The sequence below is a fragment of the Cryocola sp. 340MFSha3.1 genome, assembly GCF_000383315.1.
Taxonomy (GTDB): domain Bacteria; phylum Actinomycetota; class Actinomycetes; order Actinomycetales; family Microbacteriaceae; genus Leifsonia.
This window is the reverse complement of the sequence record NZ_KB911087.1, coordinates 1,573,372-1,594,866: the sequence shown is the minus strand read 5'-3', so window position 1 is coordinate 1,594,866 and position 21,495 is coordinate 1,573,372. Positions and strand designations below refer to the sequence as shown.

Annotated in this window: 20 protein-coding genes; 11 read left to right on the top strand and 9 right to left on the bottom strand. The window is 70.0% G+C overall.

The features are described from left to right. Positions 1-26 precede the first annotated feature (26 nt). The 4 genes from H284_RS0107525 to H284_RS0107510 form a co-directional block, all read right to left on the bottom strand. On the bottom strand, positions 27-881 hold the full coding sequence (locus H284_RS0107525; RefSeq protein WP_029042856.1) for a DUF4397 domain-containing protein: 855 nt from the start codon (positions 879-881) through the stop codon (positions 27-29). Between the two features lie 133 nt (positions 882-1,014). Continuing rightward, entirely contained in the window at positions 1,015-1,788 is a 774-nt protein-coding gene (locus tag H284_RS0107520; RefSeq protein WP_020075746.1) for an anti-sigma factor, read from the bottom strand. Beyond that, entirely contained in the window at positions 1,778-2,320 is a 543-nt protein-coding gene (locus H284_RS0107515) for a sigma-70 family RNA polymerase sigma factor (RefSeq protein ID WP_020075745.1), read from the bottom strand. The genes H284_RS0107520 and H284_RS0107515 overlap by 11 nt, the downstream gene beginning before the upstream one ends. 65 nt (positions 2,321-2,385) lie before the next feature. After that, entirely contained in the window at positions 2,386-2,652 is a 267-nt protein-coding gene (locus H284_RS0107510; RefSeq protein WP_018189624.1) for a lipopolysaccharide assembly protein LapA domain-containing protein, read from the bottom strand. Between the two features lie 56 nt (positions 2,653-2,708). Here H284_RS0107510 and H284_RS0107505 point away from each other — a divergent pair, with 56 nt between their 5' ends. After that, positions 2,709-3,452 (top strand): phosphotransferase, encoded by a 744-nt coding sequence (locus tag H284_RS0107505; protein ID WP_029042855.1) that lies wholly within the window; start codon positions 2,709-2,711, stop codon positions 3,450-3,452. Positions 3,453-3,529: 77 nt separating this feature from the next. On the opposite strand, the gene H284_RS0107500 is transcribed toward H284_RS0107505, so the two are convergent. Then, positions 3,530-4,369, bottom strand: coding sequence for a helix-turn-helix domain-containing protein (locus H284_RS0107500; RefSeq protein ID WP_020075743.1), 840 nt, complete (start codon positions 4,367-4,369; stop codon positions 3,530-3,532). A 102-nt stretch (positions 4,370-4,471) separates the two neighbouring features. Here H284_RS0107500 and H284_RS0107495 point away from each other — a divergent pair, with 102 nt between their 5' ends. From H284_RS0107495 to H284_RS0107465, 7 genes are all read left to right on the top strand, one after another. Next, entirely contained in the window at positions 4,472-5,155 is a 684-nt protein-coding gene (locus H284_RS0107495; protein ID WP_020075742.1) for an SDR family NAD(P)-dependent oxidoreductase, read from the top strand. 40 nt (positions 5,156-5,195) lie between these two features. After that, a complete protein-coding gene (locus tag H284_RS0107490) occupies positions 5,196-6,194 on the top strand; it encodes a LacI family DNA-binding transcriptional regulator (RefSeq protein ID WP_020075741.1) in 999 nt (332 codons plus the stop codon). 142 nt (positions 6,195-6,336) lie between these two features. Further along, positions 6,337-8,439, top strand: coding sequence for a beta-galactosidase (locus H284_RS0107485; protein ID WP_020075740.1), 2,103 nt, complete (start codon positions 6,337-6,339; stop codon positions 8,437-8,439). Between the two features lie 28 nt (positions 8,440-8,467). Then, complete coding sequence (locus H284_RS0107480; protein WP_231371112.1) at positions 8,468-9,826, top strand: ABC transporter substrate-binding protein; 1,359 nt, start codon at positions 8,468-8,470, stop codon at positions 9,824-9,826. A 70-nt stretch (positions 9,827-9,896) separates the two neighbouring features. Further along, positions 9,897-10,850 (top strand): carbohydrate ABC transporter permease, encoded by a 954-nt coding sequence (locus tag H284_RS0107475; RefSeq protein ID WP_018189631.1) that lies wholly within the window; start codon positions 9,897-9,899, stop codon positions 10,848-10,850. Then, the gene (locus H284_RS0107470; protein ID WP_020075739.1) at positions 10,843-11,784 is read left to right on the top strand and encodes a carbohydrate ABC transporter permease; all 942 of its coding nucleotides are present in this window, start codon (positions 10,843-10,845) and stop codon (positions 11,782-11,784) included. Before H284_RS0107475 ends, H284_RS0107470 begins: the two co-directional genes overlap by 8 nt. Continuing rightward, on the top strand, positions 11,781-13,778 hold the full coding sequence (locus H284_RS0107465) for a beta-galactosidase (RefSeq protein ID WP_020075738.1): 1,998 nt from the start codon (positions 11,781-11,783) through the stop codon (positions 13,776-13,778). Before H284_RS0107470 ends, H284_RS0107465 begins: the two co-directional genes overlap by 4 nt. 1 nt (position 13,779) lies before the next feature. Here H284_RS0107465 and H284_RS0107460 read toward each other — a convergent pair whose 3' ends face one another. After that, positions 13,780-14,409: a TetR/AcrR family transcriptional regulator gene (locus H284_RS0107460; protein ID WP_020075737.1), complete on the bottom strand. Its 630-nt coding sequence runs from the start codon at positions 14,407-14,409 to the stop codon at positions 13,780-13,782. Between the two features lie 84 nt (positions 14,410-14,493). On the opposite strand from H284_RS0107460, the gene H284_RS0107455 reads away from it, so the two are divergent. The 3 genes from H284_RS0107455 (at position 14,494) to H284_RS0107445 (ending at position 18,715) form a co-directional block, all read left to right on the top strand. Continuing rightward, on the top strand, positions 14,494-15,924 hold the full coding sequence (locus H284_RS0107455; RefSeq protein ID WP_020075736.1) for a purine-cytosine permease family protein: 1,431 nt from the start codon (positions 14,494-14,496) through the stop codon (positions 15,922-15,924). Then, positions 15,921-17,549, top strand: a complete 1,629-nt coding sequence (locus H284_RS0107450) for an amidohydrolase (protein WP_020075735.1) — start codon at positions 15,921-15,923, stop codon at positions 17,547-17,549. The genes H284_RS0107455 and H284_RS0107450 overlap by 4 nt, the downstream gene beginning before the upstream one ends. A gap of 83 nt (positions 17,550-17,632) precedes the next feature. Beyond that, positions 17,633-18,715 (top strand): LacI family DNA-binding transcriptional regulator, encoded by a 1,083-nt coding sequence (locus H284_RS0107445; RefSeq protein WP_020075734.1) that lies wholly within the window; start codon positions 17,633-17,635, stop codon positions 18,713-18,715. Positions 18,716-18,727: 12 nt separating this feature from the next. On the opposite strand, the gene H284_RS0107440 is transcribed toward H284_RS0107445, so the two are convergent. The 3 genes from H284_RS0107440 to H284_RS0107430 all read right to left on the bottom strand — a co-directional run bounded on the left by H284_RS0107440 (position 18,728) and on the right by H284_RS0107430 (position 21,478). Beyond that, the gene (locus tag H284_RS0107440) at positions 18,728-19,714 is read right to left on the bottom strand and encodes an aldo/keto reductase (RefSeq protein WP_020075733.1); all 987 of its coding nucleotides are present in this window, start codon (positions 19,712-19,714) and stop codon (positions 18,728-18,730) included. A 101-nt stretch (positions 19,715-19,815) separates the two neighbouring features. After that, positions 19,816-20,517: a type 1 glutamine amidotransferase domain-containing protein gene (locus tag H284_RS0107435; protein ID WP_020075732.1), complete on the bottom strand. Its 702-nt coding sequence runs from the start codon at positions 20,515-20,517 to the stop codon at positions 19,816-19,818. Between the two features lie 91 nt (positions 20,518-20,608). Then, positions 20,609-21,478, bottom strand: coding sequence for a LysR family transcriptional regulator (locus tag H284_RS0107430; protein ID WP_020075731.1), 870 nt, complete (start codon positions 21,476-21,478; stop codon positions 20,609-20,611). Between the last annotated feature and the right edge of the window lie 17 nt (positions 21,479-21,495).

The window sequence follows — 21,495 nt, the reverse complement described above, 5'->3', positions numbered from 1 at the left end:
CCTCGCGTGGGCTGTGGTGTGGGGACTCATCCCCGGGTGGACTCCGCACGGGTGCGGCGGACGACGAGACCGGCCGTGACGGCGGCTGTCAGCAGGAGCGCGATGGCGCCGACCCACAGCGCGGTCTGCTCCGACCGGGCCGCCTGGTCTGCGCGGAACGCGGCACCGGTCGTGCCGGCCTGCACGCCGTTCGGCGGCGTGCCCAGGCCGTCGATCGTCTGGACCATCAGCGCCAGGTTCTTGTCGGTGGCGCTGCCGTAAGCGTAGACGATCGTGTTCGTTCCGTCGGCGATCGTCACGTCGGCTGGGCCGATCAGGGCGGGTTCGGTCGTGCCCGCGGCCGTCACCGAGGCGGAGACGGTCGATGCGGGCAGGTCGAGCTTCGCCTCGTTCGGGTTGGTCAGGTTGCTGACGACGGCCTTGCCCCCGGCGACGACGTCGACCGCGGGAGCCGCCGCTACGTGCCGGACGGTCAGGCGGCCCTGGCCGGCCGCCGTGGCGGACATGTCGTTCGTGAACAGCGTGGCCGTCGGCTTGCCCGATGCGTCGAGGTGCGCGACCGCCGAATAGTCGCCGCCCGCTGCGAGCGGCAGGTCGATGGGGCCGATCACCGGGCTGTCCGTCGCCGAGGCGGCGCCCACCTTGGTGATCGAGACGCTGTAGGTCCCGGCCGGCAGGGTCAGCGGACCGGCCATCGTGCCGGGCTGGAAGTTCTTGATCGTGTCGGTGCCGTTCACCCACACGTCGACGGGCGTGCCGGGCACTCCGTGGATCACGGAAAGCTGGACGTCCGACTCGGCAGCCGTGGCGGGGGCGGCGCTCACCGCGAACGCGAGCGCGGCGATCACCACGGCCGAAGCGGAAACTGCTCTGATCTTCATCGATCCTCCTAGGGATGTCGGACGCGGGATCGCGTCGCATGCCCATACATTCCGGGCGGAGGGCGAATCGGATGCACCTCCTTCGGATTCGCGGGGGAACCGGAGGAAACAGAGGAAGCGGAGCTGGCCCGGGTCAGCGTGCCGCGGACAGGGTGCCCCGGACGATGCTGTCGCCCGAGTGCGCCGGATCGCCGTTGAGCGGCTGCTGCGAGATGTCGACGACCGGGTAGTCGGCGGCGGCGATGTTGGGCGGCATCACGAAGCGACCCGTGCCTCCATCCAGGAGTCCGACGCTGATCGCCTTCGTGAGGTCGCTGTTCATCAGCCACACCTCGCGGTACGCGGTGCCCGGGGAGTGCACGGCCGGGGAGTCCAGCTCGACCGCCAGGACCGTCGTGCCGTCGGGCTCCCGCTCCATGGTGGCCTGACCGTTGGAGGTCGACCACGCGGGCAGTCCGGCCAGCGTGGCCTGCGCCTCCACCTGGGGCGCCGGACGGATGAACACGACGAGAGCCACAGCGACGGCGACGAGCACGACCGCTGCGGCGGAGACCAGGTACGGCCAGCGACGACGGCCGCCGCGTCCCCGGCGACGCGGGGCGACATCCCGGGTCGGGGAAGCATCAGCCCGAGTGGCCGAGGGGATGCCGTCGTCGACCGCCACGCTGGAGGTCGCGGGTGGGTCGAGTGTCAGCTGCGCGTTGATGTTCTCCCACACGCGGGGAGAGGGCTCCTGCAGGGCGAAGTCGACCGGGCCGTTCTCACGCGCCGCACGCGTCACACGCGTCAGGCGCTCCAGCTCCGTCCTGCACTGCGGGCAGGTCATCACGTGGTCGACGTCTCTCGCGTCGATGTCGGTCTCGCCGAGGGCGAGCATCGCGAGGACATCCGGGTCGCTATGCGTCATCCGTGTCCTCCAACCGTGCACGCAGCCGGAGGAGGCTGCGCCGGATATGACTCTTGACCGTACCCAACGGAAGGTCGAGTTTCGCCGCGATCTGCGTATGGGTCAGCCGATCGTAGAAGGCGAGCCGCATGATCTGCTGCGCCACCGGCTCCAGCTGGTCGAGCTCCTGGCTCATGGCGACGCTGTCGGCGATCTCGTCCGTCCAGCTCAGCGACTGGAGGTAGACGCTCTCCATGAAGGCCTCCAGTTCGCGCTGACGTTTCGCCCGCGCCTCGTACGCGTCGACGATCTTGTGGCGGGTGATCGCCATCAGCCACGTACTGAGCTTCGCGCGCTCCGGATCGAATCCCGCGCGTCCCTGCCAGGCGGCGACGAACACCTGCTGCGTCACGTCCTCGGCGTCGGCGACGTTGCCGAGCGAGCGCAGCGCGAGCGTGTAGACCAGCCGTCCCCAGCGCTGGTACAACAGCTCGATCGCGGACACATCGCCGGCATGCAGGGCGCCGACGAGTGAACGCTCGGTGTCATCCACGCAGTCATCATCGCTCCCAGGTCCGCAGAAAGCGAGGAAACGGCCGTGTTCTGGCGAAAAACGCCTCAGCGCCGCGCGCGCCTGGCCGCGCGGTTGCGCGCGAGCACCCAGCCGACGACTCCGCCGATCAGGAAGACCAGCACCACCAGCAGCCAGGTCGGCACCTGTACCTGCGTCCACAGGACGAAGATTGTCGCGCGGTCGCCGCCGACGAGGTTCTGCACGGCCACGATCACCAACAGCAGGATGAGGACGATCGCCAGCCACTTGCGTTTCAGGAACCGCGTCAGACGGTTCTCGTCATCCCGGCCGGTGTTCCCCGCGCTGCTCATCCGGTCAGTATGGCGGCGAGGAGGGGTGGGTCGCCAGGGGCGGCTAGCCTCGACCTGTGGATGAGGAAGAGGCGCTCGCCGGGGGAAACGCCGGGGGCACAGTGGTGCGCATCGGCGACACGGTCCGCAAGCCGTGGATGGCGGCGACGCCGAGCGTCGTGTCGTTCGTCCAGCACCTGCGGGAGTCCGGTGTGGATGCGCCCGCCCCGCTGGGCCGCGACGACGAGGGGCGGCAGGTCCAGGAGTTCGTGCCGGGCCGTCTGGCGATGGATGCGGACCCGCTCACCCTGTCCGAGCTGCATCGGGTCGGGGAGATGGTCCGCGCCATCCACGACGCGAGTGCCGCGTTCGTCCCGCCGCCGGGCGCGGTCTGGGAGACGGCGATCCCTGCACCGGGTGCGGAGCTCGTCTGCCACAACGACCTGGCCCCCTGGAACCTGATGGTCGGCGACCGCTGGCTGTTCATCGACTGGGACGCCTCCGCCCCCAGCACCCGCCTCTGGGATCTGGCCTACGCCGCCCAGGCGTTCACGCTCAACGACGCGGCCCGCGCCCCCGAGGACTCCGCCCGGGCGCTCGCGGCATTCGTCGACGGCTACGGCGCCGACAAGAGTCTGCGCGCCAACCTCCCGACCGAGATGGGCCGCAGGAGCCAGGCGATGTACGACCTGCTCCACTCATCGAACCGCGCGGGTCGGGAGCCGTGGGCGACGATGTACGAGACCGGGCACGGAGCGCACTGGCAGGCGGTGACCCGCTACGTGACCACTCACCGCGACGCGTGGGCGCGCGCCCTGTAAAACCCGGGCCGACATTCGTGCCGAATGTGCGCTTTGAGCGCCGCTTAGCGCACATTCGGCACGAATCTCGCGGGAGGTCAGGGCGCGGGGGCGAACCGCTCGACGCCGGCGACCCGCAGCAGGTCGAGCTTGGCCGCATCCTCGCTGCCCGGCACTGCGGTGTAGACGACGATGCGCAGGTCTCCGTCGGGCACGGTCAGCACGTCGCAGTCGACGGTGATCGGGCCGACGATCGTCTCGGTCATCCTCTTCCTGCTCGAACGGTGCGCGGCCACGCGGGCCGTGGCCCAGCGGCGCTCGAAGTCGGGCGAGGCGGCACGCAGCCGGCCGATCAGGCGTTCGAGGTCGCGGTCGGCGGGGTAGCGGCCGTGCGCCTGGCGGAGGTCGGCGACGAGGTCGGCCGAGAACTCCTCAGCGTGGATGTCGTCGAACTCGACCCCCGAGTGGCCGTGGGTGAAGTGCCGCCAGACCAGGTTGCGGTCCAGCCCCGTCATCTCCGACGGATCCTTCAGCAGCGCCGCCCACAACGGGTTCCAGACGAGGAAGTCCCACGACGCCGTGAACACCGCGAGCGGCACATCCCCGATCCGGTCGAGAATGCGCTGCACGCCCGGCGTGAGGTGCCTCGGGATGCTGCCCGCCGGCGACGACGCCGCACCGGCCACCCGGAACAGGTGGCCGCGTTCCTCGGCGGAGAGCCGCAGAGCGCGGGCGAGCGCGCTGAGCAGCTGGGGCGACGGGTTCGTCGCGCGACCCTGCTCCAGGCGCACGATGTAGTCGACGCTCACGCCGGCGAGGGCGGCGAGCTCTTCGCGGCGCAGGCCCGGCGTCCGTCGGCCCGGGCCGGCGGGGAGCCCTACCTCGACCGGGTCGACCCGGTCGCGCCACGACCGCAGCACCGCCGCGAACTCGCTCATGGGCTCATCGTACGTCCGGTCGCCCGCCCGACCCTGGTACTGCCGGTACCCCCGAAGACCGGTGCCTGGGCATCCGCGCGGCGGGCGCGCAGGATCGAGGTCATGACGACGACACTGATCACAGGAGCCAACCGCAGCCTCGGCCTCGAGACCGCCCGCCGACTCATCGAAGCCGGGCACACGGTCTACGCCGGGATGCGCGATATCGCGGCAGGAGACGAGGCGCGAGCGCTGGGCGCCATCCCGCTGGCCCTCGATGTCACCGACCAGGGCAGTGTGGATGCGGCCGTCGCCTCCCTGCCGGAACTGGATGTGCTGGTCAACAACGCCGGCGTGCTCGGCGGCCGACGGCAGGGTGCCGACGACCTCGACATCGAGGCGATGCAGCAGACGCTCGACACGAACGTCGTCGGCGTCGCCCGGGTCACCCAGGCCTGCCTTCCCCTGCTGCGCCGCTCGGCGGCACCGGTCATCGTGAACGTCGCCTCGGGAGTGGGCTGGCCGCGCTGGCTGTCGACGCCCGGGCACGACGAGCATCCGGTGCTCGGCATCGCCTACGCGGCATCCAAGGCGGCGGTCATCGCCCTGACCGTGCAGTACGCCAAGGGACTGCCGGGCTTCCGCGTGAACGCGAGCGATCCGGGCTACACCGCGACCGAGTTCAACGGGTACAGCGGGCACCAGACCGTCCAGGAGGGGACGGACGCCACGGTCATGCTGGCCACCCTCGGTGCCGATGGCCCGACCGGCGAGTTCCACAACCGCTTCGGGCGCATCGAGTACTGACCGGGCGGGGCCCTCGCGCGGTGTGGCTACACTTCATTCCATGAAACGCGCCACCATCTACGATGTGGCACGCCACGCGGGGGTCTCGCACCAGACGGTCACCCGGTTCCTCAACGGCTTCGAGGGGATCCGGCCCGCGACGCGGGAGAAAGTCCAAGCCGCGATCGACGAACTGAACTACCGGCCGAACGGCGCCGCCCGCTGGCTGCGCTCGCGGCAGTCCAACCGGATCGGCATCCTCGCCCACCGGATGGAGCTCTCCGGCCCCGGGCGGATCATCGCCGGCGCGACGACCGCGGCGCGGAGCCGCGGCTATGTGCTCGACATCGCGTCGATGGACGGGGAGGACGCCGACTCGGTCGACGCCGCACTGGATGTGGTGATGGAGCACCAGATCGCGGGTGTCTTCGCGACGGCCCAGACCGACGTGGTGCGCGAGGCCGTCGCCAATCGCGGACTCGACGTCCCGATCTCGATCGACTCGGGGGAGGGGCTCTCGTCCTCCGGCACCAACCCGCGGGCACATCCCGGCCGGCTCGCGGCGGCGCATCTCGCCGACCTCGGCCATCGCCGCGTCGCCTTCGTGAACGGGCCGGGTGTCTGGATCGCGGCGGGGGAGCGGCGCAGTGGCTTCTTCGCCGTTGCGGCGGAACGAGACCTCGATGTGGTGTGGGAGTACGAGGGCGACTGGTCGGCCGAGGCCGGCTACCGCGCCGCACAGCAGCTTCCGGACGACGTGACCGCGGTCGCCCTCGCCAACGACAGCATGGCGATCGGCCTGATCTTCGGCCTGGCGGAGCGCGGCCGCCGGGTGCCGGACGACGTGAGCGTGATCGGGATGGACGACGCCCCCGAGTCGCGCTTCCACCTGCCGTCGCTGTCGACCATCCGCCTCGATTTCGAGGGCGAGGGCGCGTACCTGATGAACGTGCTGATCGCGAAGATCGAGGGTGCAGACACAGCCGACGTGCCGGGCTACCGCCTGCCGGAGCTGGTGCAGAGGGGCTCGACGGCCGAAGCGCCGACAGCCGGAAAGTAACCATCCGGTCTCGGTGGTTGTGCGCCGAGCATCGGTCTGTGTAGCATCACGACCAGGAAATGTTGTCGACAACATTCGATGCACGCACTACAGGATGTTGTCGACAACACACAGCACGACGCAACGATGCGGAAGGTCGACGATGACGCAGAACCCCCCGTTCCCCGGCGTGCTCTTCGGAGCCGCCTACTACGCCGAGTACCAGCAGGAGGGGACGCTCGATCGCGACCTCGACCTGATGTCGGAGGCGGGGTTCACCGTCATCCGGGTCGGCGAGTCGGTGTGGTCCACCTGGGAGCCGCGGAACGGCGAGTTCGACCTCGATTGGCTGCAGCCGGTGCTCGACGGAGCCCACGCCCGCGGCATCGCGGTCATCCTCGGGACGCCGACCTACGCCATCCCGCCGTGGCTGCAGACGCTCCACCCCGAGATCGCGGCGATCGACGGGCGCGGGCACGCCATCGGCTGGGGAGCCCGCCAGGAGATGGACCAGTCGTCGACCGTCTACCGCTGGTACGCCGAGCGCATCATCCGGAAGGTGGTCGCGCGCTATGCCGACCACCCGGCTGTGATCGGCTGGCAGGTCGACAACGAGCCGGGCAACAACCTCCCGCACAACGAGACGACTTTCCAGGCGTTCGTCTCCTGGCTCCGGAGGCGCTACGGCACGGTGGAGCGCCTCAATGACGAGTGGGGGCTCGTCTACTGGTCGCACCGCATCGCCGAGTGGTCGGAGCTGTGGCGCCCGGGCGGCAACCTGATGCCGCAGTACCAGCTGGAGTGGCGCCGGTTCCAGGGCGAGCAGGCCACCGACCTCATCGCGTGGCAGGCCGAGATCGTGCGCGAGTACGCCAGGGAGGACCAGTTCGTTACGACCTGCATCTCGTACTCCCGGCCGCAGATCTCCGACGACGAGCTCGTCTCCTCTCTCGACATCACCGCGGGCAACCCCTACTACCTGATGCAGGACGGCCTCTCGGCCGACGTGGACCTCCCGCGCCGCGCCCAGTGGTGGCACACCGGACCGTGGGCGCTGTTCCAGTGGGGCGACCGCGCCTTCTCGTCGGCGCAGGAGCGGTTCCTCGTCACCGAGACCAACGCGCAGTCGATCGGTGGACCGTGGCAAAACCAGCCGCCGTTCCCCGGCCAGATCAAGCAGGCAGCCTATGCGCTGATCAGCCGCGGCGCCCGGATGATCGAGTACTGGCACTGGCACACCCTCCACTTCGGGGTGGAGACGTACTGGGGCGGCGTTCTCCCGCACAGCCAGGTGCCCGGCCGCATCTACCGCGAGGTCGCCGAACTGGGCGCGAGCCTGCAGCGGCTGGGCGACGCGCTCGACGGGTTCGTGCCGGATGCGGACGTGCTCATGCTGCACTCAACGGACACCCTGTGGTCGTTCGAGACGTATCCGCCCCTCGCGACCGACGACGGAGGGCCGGACGGCACCTCCTACGCCCGCATCGCCGATGCGTTCTATCGCGGCTTCAGCGAGGTCGGCGCGCAGGTCAGGGTGCAGCACACCCGGCAGTTCGTACAGCGGTCCGCGGCCGACCTCGTCGCCGAGCACCCCATCCTCGTCGCGGCCGCCGAGTACGTCGCCGACGACGCGACCCTCGACGCGCTCCGCGCCTACGCCGAAGCGGGCGGACACCTCGTGCTGGGCATCCGGACCGGGTACGGCGATGAGCTCGCCCGTGCCCGCCGCGCTGTCGCTCCCGATCGGCTGCATGACGCCGCCGGCGTCTGGTACGACGAGTACAGCAACCTCGCCGAGCCGCTGGCGGTCACTGCCGCAGACGAAGGATTCGACCTCGAGCCGGGCGCGCAGGCGACGGCCTGGGTCGACGTGCTCAACGTCGAGGCGGCCACAACGCTCGTGTCGTACGAGCCCACCGAGCTCGGAGCCGACGCCGCCATCACGACCACGCCGTTCGGCGCGGGCCGCGTGACCTACGTCGGAACGGTCCCCAACCGGGAACTCGCCCGCAGCCTCGCGCGCTGGCTGGTCCCCGAGACCGCCGTCGCGCGCTGGCAGACCGCGTCGCCCGTCACCGTCAGCACCGGGCGCACCGGCGGCCACGACGTCGCCTTCGTGCACAACTGGTCCGCGACCGAGCATGTGGTCACCGTGCCGGCGGACAGCATCCACCTGGACACCGGCGAGCGGTTCGCCGCCGGGTCCCGTTTCACCCTCGAACCGCGCGGCGTCGCCGTGTTCGAGGTCGCCGGTTCACAGGCGTGACCGGAACACCAAGAGAAAGAGAACGCTCATGAGGAAGAAAGCACCGAGAACAGCAGTGGCGCTGGGCACCGGCCTCCTGGCCGTCGCCCTCGTGCTGACCGGCTGCACCGGTGGTGGAGGCGGGACCGCCGACAACACCAAGCCGGTCTCGCAGTCCGACATCGACAAGGCGATGAAGACGCCGACCACCCTCACCTTCTGGACGTGGGTGCCCGACATCAAGAACGAGGTCGCGCTCTTCGAGAAGAAGTACCCCGCGATCAAGGTCAAGGTCGAGAACGTCGGCCAGGGCGCTCCGCACTACCAGAAGCTGCGCACGGCACTGAAGGCGGGCAAGGGCGCCCCGGACGTCGCGCAGATCGAGTTCCAGTACATCTCGTCGTTCACCGTCACCGACAGCCTCCTGAACCTCACGCCGTACGGCGCGAACGACCTCGGCGACCAATACGTGCCGTGGGTGTGGAATCAGGTGAAGCAGAACAACGGCGTCTACGCCGTTCCGCAGGACTCGGGCCCGATGGGCAACCTGTACCGCAAGGACATCCTCGACAAGGCCGGCGTCACCACGCCGCCGACCACGTGGGACCAGTATGCGACCGACGCCGCGACGGTGAAGGAGAAGACCGGCGTCTACATGTCGAACCTCGCCTCCAGCCAGGCGGGTCAGATGCTCGGCCTCCTCTGGCAGGCCGGCGTGAAGCCGTTCGGCTACGACGGAAAGAAGGGCGTTACGGTCGACGTCAACAGCGCGGAGGCCAAGAAGGTCGCGTCGTACTGGCAGGACCTCATCCAGAAGGGATACGTCTCCACCGACCCTGACTTCACCGACAGCTGGTACCAGGGTCTCGCCAACGGCAAGTACGCCGGCTGGCTGACCGCGGCGTGGGCTCCGGTGTTCCTCCAGGGCACCGCGGCCAAGACCTCCGGACTCTGGCGTGCGGCCGAGCTGCCGCAGACACCCGGAACGAAGCCGGCCTCGGGCAACTGGGGCGGGTCCTCCGACGCGGTCCTCAAGACCACGAAGAACCCGATCGCGGCGTACGAGCTGGCGAAGTTCATCAACAACGACCCGGAGTCGACGCTGATGTTCGCCAACAAGCAGTTCCTGTTCCCGACGCTGAACTCCACGCTGAAGGACCCGGCGTTCGTCGACCAGAAGGCCGAGTTCTACGGCGGCCAGGAGGTCAACAAGCTGTTCGCGAACATCTCCACCACCGTCGACACCAAGTTCGACTGGCTGCCCTACATGGACTACGCCTACTCGAGCTACACCGAGACGATGGGCAAGGCGCTCGCTGCGAAGGGCGATCTCTCCGCCGGGCTCGACGCCTGGCAGAAGGCGCTGGTCAGCTACGGGACCCAGCAGGGCTTCTCCGTCAACAAGTAGGGGTCGGGGCCGGCGGTGGATGCGCATCCGCCGCCGGCCCGCACCCTCGGCTCGAACAAGGGAGTTCACCATGACCCAGTCCGTCGCACCCGGGAGGGTGCGCACGCGCGAGCACGCGGAGAAGCAGCGGCCCCGGCGGAACGCGAACCAGCGCCGGCTGAACATCGCCGCCTACTTGTTCGTGGCGCCCTTCATGATCGTCTTCATCGTCATGCTCCTGCTGCCGCTGTTCTACTCCGGCTACCTCAGCCTCTTCACGACGCAGCTGATCGGCGGCCAGACCTTCGCCGGCTTCGCCAACTACGTCCGGGCGTTCACCGACCCGGACTTCCTCGCGGGCGTCGGGCGCATGGCGCTCTTCCTCGTCATCCAGGTTCCGATCATGCTGGCGCTGTCGCTGTTCTTCGCGCTCGCGCTCGACAGCGGACGCGTGCGCGGCTCTGTCGCCCTGCGGCTCCTGATCTTCCTGCCGTTCGCCGTGCCCGGCGTGGTCGCGACGCTGATGTGGGGCTACCTGTACGGCAACGACTTCGGCCCGATCGCCCAGTTGTTCCGTGCGGTCGGCCTCGGGGCCCCCGACCTGCTGAGCGACCAGAACATGCTCGGCTCGATGATGAACATCGTCACGTGGGCCTTCGTCGGCTACAACATGATCATCATGTACGCGGCGCTCCGCTCGATCCCGACGGAGCTGTTCGAGGCGGCCGAGATCGACGGCGCCAGCCAGTGGCGGGTGGCGTGGAGCATCAAGATCCCCGGCATCCGTCCCGCGATCATCCTGACGGTGATCTTCTCGATCATCGGAACGTTCCAGCTGTTCAACGAGCCGAGCCTGCTGCACGCGCTCGCGCCGAACGTGATCGACAACGGCTACACGCCCAACTACTACGCGTACAACCTGGCGTTCACGAACCAGGACGTCAACTACGCCGCCGCTATCGCCTTCCTGCTCGGTCTGGTGATCGCGGTCGTGTCGTACGTCGTCCAGCTCTCGACCCAGCGGAAGGAGGCCCGCAATGACTGAGACCGCCACCGGCAGCCCGCTGCCGACTGTCGACGACGCCTCACCGCGCCGCCGGACCGGGCGCCGCGGCGCACGGGCCTACAACCGGGAGACGCAGCGCAGCACCCTGCTCACCGTGATGCTCTGGATCTGCGCGCTGTACTTCGTGCTCCCGATCGTCTGGCTGTTCATCGCATCCACGAAGAGCAACGCCGACCTGTTCACCACCTTCGGGTTCGCCTTCGGGCGCACCTTCGACCTGTTCAACAACATCGGCGCGGTCTTCACGGCGCAGAACGGCATCTACCTGCACTGGGCGATCAACACGCTCGTCTACGCGCTGGTGAGCGCGATCGGTGCATCGCTGCTCGCGACCATGGCGGGATACGCGTTCGCCAAGTACCGCTTCCCGGGGTCCGTGCTGATGTTCAGCGTGGTGCTCGGGGCGATCATGATCCCGCTGACCGCGCTGGCCCTCCCGACCTACCTGATGTTCAGCCAGATCGGCATCACGAACACCCCGGCCGCGGTCATCGTGCCCTCGCTGGTCAGCCCGTTCGGCGTGTTCCTGATGCGGGTGTACGCGGCGGACGCCATCCCCGACTCGATGATCGAGGCCGGGCGAGTGGATGGCGCGGGCGAGTTCCGCATCTTCTGGCAGGTCGGTCTCCGCCTCCTCGGACCGGGGATCGTCACGGTGTTCCTGTTCGCGCTGGTCGGCACCTGGAACAACTACTTCCTGCCGCTGATCATGCTGAACAGCTCCGAGCTCTACCCGCTGACGGTGGGGCTCGCCCAACAGCAGGCGACGAGCGCGGCGGGCGGGGGATCGCAGGCGCTGTTCTCCGTCGTCATCACGGGTTCGCTCGTGTCGATCATCCCTCTGGTCATCGCGTTCCTGTTCTTGCAGCGATACTGGACGACCGGACTAGCGAGCGGGAGTGTCAAAGAGTGAGTGGATTCTGGTACGGCGGCGACTACAACCCCGAGCAGTGGCCGGAGGAGGTGTGGCGCGAGGACGTGCGCCTGATGAACCGGGCGGGCGTGAACATCGCGTCGGTCGGCATCTTCTCGTGGGCGCGCATCGAACCGAGGGACGGCGAGTTCGACTTCGCCTGGCTGGATGAGGTGCTCGACCTGCTGCACGCGGGCGGAGTGCGCGTCGACCTGGCCACGGCGACCGCTTCGCCGCCGCCGTGGCTGGCGCTGAAGCATCCCGAGATGCTGCCGGTGACGGTCGACGGCGTCACGCTCTCGTCGGGGAGCAGACAGGCGTACTGCCCGAGTTCGCCGGTCTACCGGCGCTACGCCGCGCGGTTGGTCGAGCGGATCGTCGAACGCTACGCCGACCATCCCGCGCTCTCGCTGTGGCATGTCAACAACGAGTACGGCTGCCATGTCAGCCACTGCTACTGCGATGCGTCGGCGGCGGCGTTCCGGGTCTGGCTGGAGAAGAAGTACGGCACCATCGAGGCGCTCAACGACGCGTGGGGCACGGCCTTCTGGTCGCAGCACTACGCCGCCTTCGACGAGATCCTCCCGCCGCGAGCCGCCCCGACCTTCAAGAACCCGACCCAGGTGCTGGACTTCGACCGTTTCAGCTCGGACGAGCTGCTGGACTGCTTCCGCACAGAGGCGGCGATCATCCGCGCGCACTCGGACGTTCCGATCACGACCAACTTCATGGGTTTCTTCAAGCCGGTCGACTACTGGACGTGGGCGCAGGAGGTCGACATCGTCTCCGACGACTCGTACCCCGATCCCGCCGATCCGCTCGCCCCGGCGTACGGCGCGATGCAGCGCGACCTGATGCGCTCGCTCGGCGGCGGCGCGCCCTGGCTGCTCATGGAGCAGTCGCCCGGCGCTGTGAACTGGCGCGAGCGGAACGCCGCGAAGCTCCCCGGGCAGATGCGGGCCTGGTCGTACCAGAGCATCGCGCGCGGAGCCGACGGCATCCTCTTCTTCCAGTGGCGGCAGGCGGTCGCCGGCGCGGAGAAGTTCCACGCCGGGATGCTGCCCCACGGCGGCACGGACACGCGCGTCTTCCGCGAGGTCGAGCAGCTCGGCTCCGAACTGGCGACGCTGTCGTCGGTCGACGGCCTGCTCGGGCGACCCGTTCCTGCTCAGGTCGCCATCGTCTTCGACTGGGACTCCTGGTGGGCGATCGAGCAGAAGGCGTCGCCGACCACGATCTCGTACCTCGCCGACGTCCTGGGCTGGCACATCGCGCTGACCGCGGCGGGCGTCACGGCGGACTTCGTCCAGGCCACGGGCGACCTGTCCGGCTATCGGGCCGTCGTCGTCCCGTCGCTGTTCGTCGCCAGCGACGCCCAGCTCGAGGCGCTCGACGCGTACGCGGCGGGAGGGGGATCGCTGGTCGTCGGCTATCTCACCGGCATCCTCGACCCCGACCTCCACGTGCGCACCGGCGGATACCTCGGAGCGCTGCGCGAGACGCTCGGGCTCTGGGTGGAGGAGTTCGCCCCGCCCGCCGCGCCGGATCTCGCCGCGCTCGGCGGCGGCGAGCCGCCCGCCGTCGGTGTCCGCGGCGACCGCATCGGCGGCCGGGCCTCCGCGTCGCTCTGGTCGGAGTACGTGCGCGTCGAATCGGCCGACGTGGAGGCGGTCTTCGAGGGAGGAGCCCTGGACGGGCATCCCGCGGTGACCCGCCACGCCCGTGGTTCCGGGCAGGCCTGGTACGTCGCGACCCGGCTCGATGCTGAACCGCTCGGACTGCTGCTGGATTCGATCCTGACCGAGGCCGCGGTGGAGCGGCTGCCGCGCATCCCGGGCGTGGAGTTCGTCCGCCGCGGCGCGTTCCTCGCCGCCATCAACCACGGCCAGGAGGCGGTGACGCTCGACCTGTCCGGCACGGACATCCTCACGGGAGGGTCGGCGGCCGGTCTTCGACTGGAGCCGCAGGGGGTGGCGCTCCTCCGAGAGGAGTGAGTCAGCTCTTCGCGACGGCGCCGAGCGTTCCCGGAGCGAGACCGAGCGTCCACTCGGTCACGTCGGCGACGAAGTGCACGTGCGCCGGGTGGCTGAGGTCGTCGGTGCTGTTCACGTACGAGCCTCCGCCGTCGACCGCGATGAGGATGCGGATGCTGGCCGCCTCCGGGTCGACGGCGGCGAAGTCGCCGGACGCGACACCGTCCTCGATGATCGCGCGCAGGCGGGCGCGGTCGAGCGCATCCTGCTCTTGCAGTGTGGTCTCGAGGCTCGGGATGAAGCGCGACAGGTGCCGGGCGTTGAGCCACAGCCGGGCGAGCGGGAGCGAGGCGCCCGTCTCGATGTGGTGGACGAAGTGCGCGAGTCGCTCCAGAGGTGAGCCGTCGGCGGGGAAGAACCGCTCGCGTTCGATCGTCGCCGCCCGCACGAAGGCTTCGTCGACGAGGTCCTCCGCCGCCGGGAAGTAGTGGGAGATGAGGCCGGGGCGGACGCCGAGTCGGGTGGCGACGGCACGCAGGGTGATGCGCTCCAGCCCCTCGTCGAGGGCGATGGATGCGGCCTCGGACAGGATCTCCTCCCGTCGCTCCTCCGGTGCCTTCCGGGAGCGGGGAGGGGATGCGCTTGACTCCATGGGCCCCATGCTATTGAATGACTGACCAACAGCTTATTGGGCACATGACCAACAGCAACGGTGCTCGGTCAGGAAAGAGGCATCATGTCCGGAACGCAAGCCCGCGAGGAGCAGTTCGTCGACGCCTCCACGCAGCCGGAGACCCGCGGCATCGAGGTCATCGGCGACGCCGAGCGGCACGGGAGCGCCCGGGACCTCTTCTTCGTCTGGGCCGCCCCCGGCGTGAGCATCCTGAACTTCACCATCGGCGCGACCCTCATCCTGCTCGGGCTCGAGATCTGGCAGGCGATCGCGGTCATCGTCGCCGCCTCCCTGCTCTGGGTCTTCCCCGGGATCATCGCGGCGAGCGGGCCCGCCGCCGGAACCTCCGGTTCGGTCGTGACGCGCGCGATGTACGGCATCCTCGGCAACAAGCTCTTCGTCGCCTTCGTCGGCTGGTTCATCGGCGCGGTCTTCCTGTCGCTGACGTGGCTCGCGTCCTCCTTCATGGGCGCCGACCTGCTGCGCCGGGTCGGCCTGGACGACCCGGTGTGGGTGCCGATCGGCGTCACGATCGTGGTCTCGGCGGTGACCATCCTGGTGGCGATCTTCGGACACGGGCTGATCCTCCGGATCTATCCGATCCTCGCGATCGTGCTGTTCGTCATCTTCATCGTGGTGTCGGGCTTCATCCTCCCGACCGTGGACTGGCAGTACACCGCGCCCGAGCCGCTCGGGGGAGTGGAGCTGTGGTCGGCCGTCTCGATCGGCTTCACGATCCTCGCGTCCACGCCGCTGTCGTTCATCAACAGCCCCGACATCGCGCGCTACCTGCCGCGCACGACCCGGCCCGCGAACATCGCCGCCGCGACCGCGCTGGGCGGCGCGCTGCCGTTCATCGTGTTCACCGGCGTCGGTGTGCTGCTGGCCACCGGGTTGAAGGCGAGTGCGTTCGACGCCGGCATCGACGTCGCGCTCTTCGACCTGCTGCCGGAGTGGCTCGGGCCGGTGCTCGTCATCGGGGTCGTCCTCAACACGATCGCACTGAACGCCATGACCACCTACACCTCGAGCATGGCGCTGCAGGCGATCGGATTCCGGCTCAAGCGCATCCCGGCCGCCATCATCGTGGGCGTGGTCGGGACGGCGCTGACCATCTACCTGGTGCTCTCGTCGAGCCTGCTCCAGGCCGCCAACCTCATGCTGCAGTTCCTCGTGATCGTGTCCGGCCCCGCCATGGCGATCTTCGTGGTCGACGTGCTTCGGCGCCGATACGTGTACGACAGCGTCGATCTGTTCGACACCCGGCGCGGCGCGGCGTTCTGGTTCACGGGCGGGTGGAGCATCCCGGGCGTGGCGGCGCTCGTCCTGGGCGGCTTCGTCACGGCCGTCTGCCTGTCGACCGACGTGTGGAGCGGTCCGATCGCCGCGTCGATCGGCCACATCGATCTCTCGGTGCCGCTCGGGATGATCGTCGCTGCCACCGTGTACGCCCTGTTGAGCCGCACTCGGCTCGGGAAGGAGGGACGGCCGTGACCGACCCCGCCGAGACCACCCTGTACCGCGACGCCCGCGTCTTCACCGCGGACGCGGACCCGCGCTCCGCCTGGGCGGACGCCTTCGCCGTCACCGGCGACCGGATCGTCTGGGTCGGGCGCGATGGCGACGCCACCCCGCCGGCCGACCGTGTCGTCGAGCTCGGCGGCCGCGTCGTCCTGCCGGGGTTCACGGATGCGCACACGCACCTGCTGATGATGGGCGCCGCCCTCGGCCAGGTGTACCTGACCGGTGCCCGCGACCTCGACGGCATCCAGTCGCTGCTGCGCGAAGCGCGGGAGGCGGACCCCGGTGCGACGGTGCTGCGCGGGCGCGGCTGGCTGTTCGACGCGGTGCCCGGGGGAGCGCCCACCGCCGGCATGATCGACGCGGCGGTGCGCGATATCCCGGTCTACCTGGATGCGAACGACTACCACTCCTGCTGGCTCAACACGGCGGCGCTGGCCGAGGTCGGCATCACCCGCGAGACGCCCGATCCGATCGGCGGCGAGATCGTGCGCGACGCCGACGGAGAGCCGACGGGTCTGCTCCTCGAGACGGCAGCGACCCAGTACGCCTGGGCGCAGCGGGACGCCGCGACCACGGACGCCGACCGGGACGCCCAGGTGGAGCGGACCCTCGCCGCCTACGCCGCTGCCGGAGTGACGGGCGCCGTCGACATGGCGATGGACGCCTACGGGCTGGAGGCCCTCCGGCGTGCGCAGGACCGCCGCGGAGGGGAGCTGCCGATCCGCATCGCCGCGCACTGGCTCGTGACCAACACCGGCGACGACGAGCAGAACCTCGCGCAGGTCGCGGAGGCCGCACGCGTGGCGGCCGAGCCAGCCACTCCCTGGCTGCGCGTGATCGGGATCAAGCTGATCCTCGACGGCGTGATCGATGCCTGCACGGCCGCGATGCGCCAGCCGTACGCGAACGGCTCGAACGCCGATCCGATCTGGCCGCTGGAGCGCCTGACGCCGGTCGTGGTCGCGGCCGACGCCGCCGGGCTGCAGATCGCGCAGCACGCGATCGGCGACTACGCGAGCCAGATCGCGCTCGACGCGCTGGAGCGCGCGGTAGCCGAGAACGGCGAGCTCCCGCGACGTCACCGCATCGAACACCTGGAGTACGCCGCACCCGGGACGGCCGAGCGGATGGCGCGCCTCGGTGTCACGGCGTCGATGCAGCCCGTCCACGCCGACCCGGCGATCTTCGACAACTGGATGCAGATGCTCGGCGACGACAGGGTCGAACGCGCCTTCCCGTGGCCGGAGTACGAGGATTCCGGAGCGCTTCTCGCGTTCTCGACGGACTCGCCGACGGCGCCGCACGACGCGCTGGCCAACATGTACGTCGCCGCCACGCGCGCGTCTGCCCTGGTGCCCTCGGTCGGCGCGGTGCAGCCGCAGTACGCGCTGCCTCTCGAGCGCGCCGTCGCCCACGCCACGAGGGATGCCGCCGCCTCCGTCGGAGACGGCTCCTGGCGCGGGCGGATCGCGCCGGGCCACGCGGCGGACGTCGTGGTGCTCGACGCGGACGTGTTCGCGGAGGAGCCCGCGTCGCTGCTGAGCGCCCGGGTCGTTCAGACCATCGTCGCCGGGCGAACGGTGTACTCCGCGTAGCCCCTCGAACCGAGGCCGCCGCGGCCATCGCCCTCCGGATATCCAACGTTGTACAGTGGGACGACAGCCCACCAGGAGGACGAATGGCAGCGACGCTGCACGACGTGAGCCGGCTTGCCGGGGTGTCGATCAAGACCGTCTCGAACGTCATCAACGACTACCCGTACGTTCGGGACAGCACACGTCAGCGCGTCCTCGCGGCCATCGCAGAGCTGGACTACACGCCCAATCTGTCGGCGCGCAGCCTGCGGTCCGGGCGGACCAACGTGATCAGCCTCCTCATTCCGGAGCTGCGGAACGCGTACTTCGCTGAGCTCGCGGACTCGGTGATGCGGGCTGCGCGCGAGCGGGGGCTGTCGGTGCTGATCGAGCAGTTCGGAAACGACCGCGCCAGCGAGCTGTCCGTGCTGCGCAACCGGAGCGGTCGCATGGTCGACGGCATCCTGTACAGCGTGCTCGGCCTGGACGAGTCGGACCGTGACGCCATCGCCGAGGTGAACACGCCGATGGTGCTGCTCGGCGAGCGGATCTTCAACGGTCCGAAGGGCCACGTGACCATGCAGAACGTCGAGGGCTCCCGTGCCGCCACCGAGCTGGTGCTGGCCGGCGGCCGCCGTCGGGTGCTCGCGATCGGCGCGCACCCCGGGGAGGTGATCGGCTCGGCCGGACTGCGGCTCGCGGGGTACCGCGAGGCGCTGGAGACTGCGGGCGTCGCCTACGACGAGCGCTTCGTCGTCCCCGCCGGCACCTGGCACCGTGCCGACGGCGCGCGCGCCATGCGCGCGTTCCTGGAGACTGGCCTCGAGTTCGACGCGGTCGTCGCCTTCAATGACACCCTCGCGCTGGGCGCGCTCCGCGTGCTTCAGGAGGCGGGTCTCCGCGTCCCCGACGACGTCGCCCTCATCGGCTTCGACGACATCGACGAGACGCACTACTCGATGCCGACCCTCTCGACCATCGACCCCGGACGCGACGAGATCGCCCGCCGGGCCGTCGAACTGCTCGTGCGGCGAATCGAGGAGGACGCCGACACCCTCCAGCCGGAGGAGATCGCGGTGCCGTTCCGCGTCATCCAGCGCGAGTCGACGCCGCCGGCGCCGGCCGCCGCGGACGCTGCCGACGCGACCCCGGTGGCCGCGGAGACGCCGGTGGCCGCCGAGGCGTGAGCCGCCGCTTCCTCAGCCCAGCGCCGCGTCGATCACGGTGAGCACGTCGTCCGTCAGCTCCGGCCCGTCGAGCGCGCCGAGGTTCTGCTCCAGCTGCTGCACGCTGCTCGCACCGATGATCGCCGAGACGACGACCGGGCTGCGGAGCACCCACTGCAGGGCGAGCTGGGCGAGCGTCTGGCCACGCCCGGCGGCGATGTCGTTGAGGGCGCGCACCCGAGTGAGGACGTCCTCGGTGAGGTCGGATTCGTGGAGGAAGGCGCTGGTGACCGCGCGCGATCCCTCCGGTACTCCGCCCAGGTAGCGGTCGGTCAGGAGGCCCTGGGCGAGCGGCGAGAACACGATGGCCGCGGCGCCCGCCTGCTCGACCGCATCCAGCACGCCGTTTTCGGGCGAACGGTCGAAGAGGGAGTAGCGCGGCTGGTGCAGCAGCAACGGGGTGCCGGCGCCGGCCAGCAGGGCGGCCGCAGCAGTGGTGCGTTCTGCGCCGTAGTTCGAGATGGCGGGGTAGAGGGCCTTGCCCTGCTCGACGGCGGTGGTGAGGGCGCCCATCGACTCATCGAGCGGTGTCTCGAGGTCGGGCCGGTGGTGGTAAAAGACGTCGACGTAGTCGAGTCCGAGGCGCGTGAGGCTCTGGTCGAGCGACGACAGGAGGTACTTGCGCGATCCGTGGTCGCCGTACGGGCCGGGCCACATCAGGTAACCGGCTTTGGTGGAGACGACGATCTCGTCCCGGTGGGCCTTTAGATCGGTGGCGAGGATGCGGCCGAACACCTCCTCGGCGGCGCCGGGGGGAGGACCGTAGTTGTTCGCCAGGTCGAAGTGCGTGATCCCGGCGTCGAAGGCCCGCAGCACGATCGCGCGCTGCGTCTCGAAGGAGCGCGTGCTCCCGAAGTTCTGCCACAGCCCCAGCGACAGCGGGGGCAGCAGCAGCCCGCTGCGGCCGGCGCGCCGGTAGGGCATGGAGTCGTAGCGGGCGGGATCGGCGACGAAGGTCATGCGGCGGGCTCCTGATCGGCGGGGGTGCGGAGCAACGGTACCGCGGATGCGATGCACCCGCGGCACCGCGCCGCCAGCATGCGCGTGTCAGCATGCGCGTGTCAGGAGGCGAGCGCCTCCACCAGCGCCTTCGCGACCGCCTCGCTCGACTGCGGGTTCTGGCCGCTGATCAGATTGCCGTCCCGAACGACGTGCGAGGTCCACGCGTCGCCGTCCTCGACGAGCGCACCGCGCTCGCGCTGGGTGGAGGCGACGAGCCAGGGGGTGTTCTCGCCCAGACCGCCCGTGCGCTCCTCCTCGTCCGTGAAGACCGTCAGGCGCCGACCGGCGAAGGCGAACGCGCCGGACGCATCGACGGCGCTGAGCAGGCCGGCGGGTCCGTGGCAGAAGGGCGCGATCAGCGTCCCGCGCGCATCCGCCTCGGTCAGGAGGGAGCCGAGCGCGGCATCGAACGCCAGGTCCGCCATCGGGCCGTGGCCGCCCGGCAGCACGACCGCGTCGTAGCCGGCGGCGACCGCCGAGTCGAGCGCGAGAGGATGCGCCAGCTCGTCCGCGATCTGGGAGAGGTAGGCGCGGAAGTCGTCGACCTTCGCCTGGTCGCCGACGATCTCGACCGTGAGCGATCCGGGGTCGACGGTCGGGATGCGGCCGCCGGGCGTCGCGACGGTGATCGTGTGCCCCGCCGCCGCCAGGTCGCGGTGCGCGACGACCAGCTCTTCGGCCCAGAAGCCGGTGGGATGCGCGGAGCCGTCCGCGAGGGTCAAGGAGTCGGCCGCGGTCACGACCATCAGGATGTTCGACATGGGGGTCCTTTCGACTCCCCGATTGTCGCGGGCCGCAACGGTCGCTCCCGATCGGTGCGACCGCACCCGGGCATCGGAAATCTTGGGATGGTCAGCGCAGGCAGCGGCGGAGGAACTCCGCCGCTGCGCCGAGTTGCGCATCCCTCTCCGACTCTCGACCGCGCGTCGCCAGGTACAGCGTGTTGAGCGGCGGCACCTCGGGGGAGTGGAGGGCGACCAGCGATCCCTGAGCCAGATCGCCCTCCACGAGGTAGCGGGGGAGGACGGAGAGGCCGGCGCCGGCGAGCACGGCCAAGCGGATGCCGCGGAGATCCGGGATGATCGCCGCGATCGTCGCGGGTTCCGGCCGCTTCCCGAACTCGCTGCGCCAGTACCGGCGGATGATCGGCAGGTTCTCGGCGTACGCGACCACGGGCACCTCGTCGAGTGTCGTGCCCGTCCACCGCGGCGCTGCCACGAGCACGAACTCCTCGTCGTACACGGGAACGCTGGTGATGCCGCGACGGCGCGGGGGCACCGCGCTCACGACGATGTCGAGGGATCGAGCGGCCAGCTGGTCGAGCAGGTCGTCGGCGAGGCCGAACACGAACCGCAGGGTCGCATCCACCTCGTCCCGCGCCTCGGCGATGCGCGGCAGGACCAGCAGGGAGAGGATGTCGGCAGCGCCGCCGATGTGCACCGATCGACGCAGCGGGCCGGGCGCGGCGGACCCGGCGGTGGCATCCTCGATCGCGTCGAGATGCGCGGCCACCTCGCGGGCCAGCTCGCTGCCTTTGGGTGTGGCCGAGACGCCGGCCGGCCCCCGGGTGAAGACGGCGTATCCGAGCGACCGCTCCAGCGCATGGATGTGCGCGGAGACGGTCGGCTGCGAAATGCCCAGCAGGTCGGCGGCGCGGGTCAGCGAGCCGGTCCGCCACACCGTCACGAACGTGCGCAGGTGGTCGAGGCTCTGGCTGGTCACGGGGTCACCCTATGCGA

Excerpts from the sequence above, each read along its gene's own strand:
- H284_RS0107525 (WP_029042856.1), bottom strand. The coding sequence starts at position 881 with ATGAAGATCAGAGCAGTTTCCGCTTCGGCCGTGGTGATCGCCGCGCTC.
- H284_RS0107495 (WP_020075742.1), top strand. The coding sequence starts at position 4,472 with ATGACGACGACACTGATCACAGGAGCCAACCGCAGCCTCGGCCTCGAG.
- H284_RS0107445 (WP_020075734.1), top strand. The coding sequence starts at position 17,633 with ATGGCAGCGACGCTGCACGACGTGAGCCGGCTTGCCGGGGTGTCGATC.
- H284_RS0107500 (WP_020075743.1), bottom strand. The coding sequence starts at position 4,369 with ATGAGCGAGTTCGCGGCGGTGCTGCGGTCGTGGCGCGACCGGGTCGAC.
- H284_RS0107460 (WP_020075737.1), bottom strand. The coding sequence starts at position 14,409 with ATGGAGTCAAGCGCATCCCCTCCCCGCTCCCGGAAGGCACCGGAGGAG.
- H284_RS0107490 (WP_020075741.1), top strand. The coding sequence starts at position 5,196 with ATGAAACGCGCCACCATCTACGATGTGGCACGCCACGCGGGGGTCTCG.
- H284_RS0107440 (WP_020075733.1), bottom strand. The coding sequence starts at position 19,714 with ATGACCTTCGTCGCCGATCCCGCCCGCTACGACTCCATGCCCTACCGG.
- H284_RS0107510 (WP_018189624.1), bottom strand. The coding sequence starts at position 2,652 with ATGAGCAGCGCGGGGAACACCGGCCGGGATGACGAGAACCGTCTGACG.
- H284_RS0107455 (WP_020075736.1), top strand. The coding sequence starts at position 14,494 with ATGTCCGGAACGCAAGCCCGCGAGGAGCAGTTCGTCGACGCCTCCACG.
- H284_RS0107435 (WP_020075732.1), bottom strand. The coding sequence starts at position 20,517 with ATGTCGAACATCCTGATGGTCGTGACCGCGGCCGACTCCTTGACCCTC.
- H284_RS0107480 (WP_231371112.1), top strand. The coding sequence starts at position 8,468 with ATGAGGAAGAAAGCACCGAGAACAGCAGTGGCGCTGGGCACCGGCCTC.
- H284_RS0107475 (WP_018189631.1), top strand. The coding sequence starts at position 9,897 with ATGACCCAGTCCGTCGCACCCGGGAGGGTGCGCACGCGCGAGCACGCG.
- H284_RS0107485 (WP_020075740.1), top strand. The coding sequence starts at position 6,337 with ATGACGCAGAACCCCCCGTTCCCCGGCGTGCTCTTCGGAGCCGCCTAC.
- H284_RS0107520 (WP_020075746.1), bottom strand. The coding sequence starts at position 1,788 with ATGACGCATAGCGACCCGGATGTCCTCGCGATGCTCGCCCTCGGCGAG.
- H284_RS0107470 (WP_020075739.1), top strand. The coding sequence starts at position 10,843 with ATGACTGAGACCGCCACCGGCAGCCCGCTGCCGACTGTCGACGACGCC.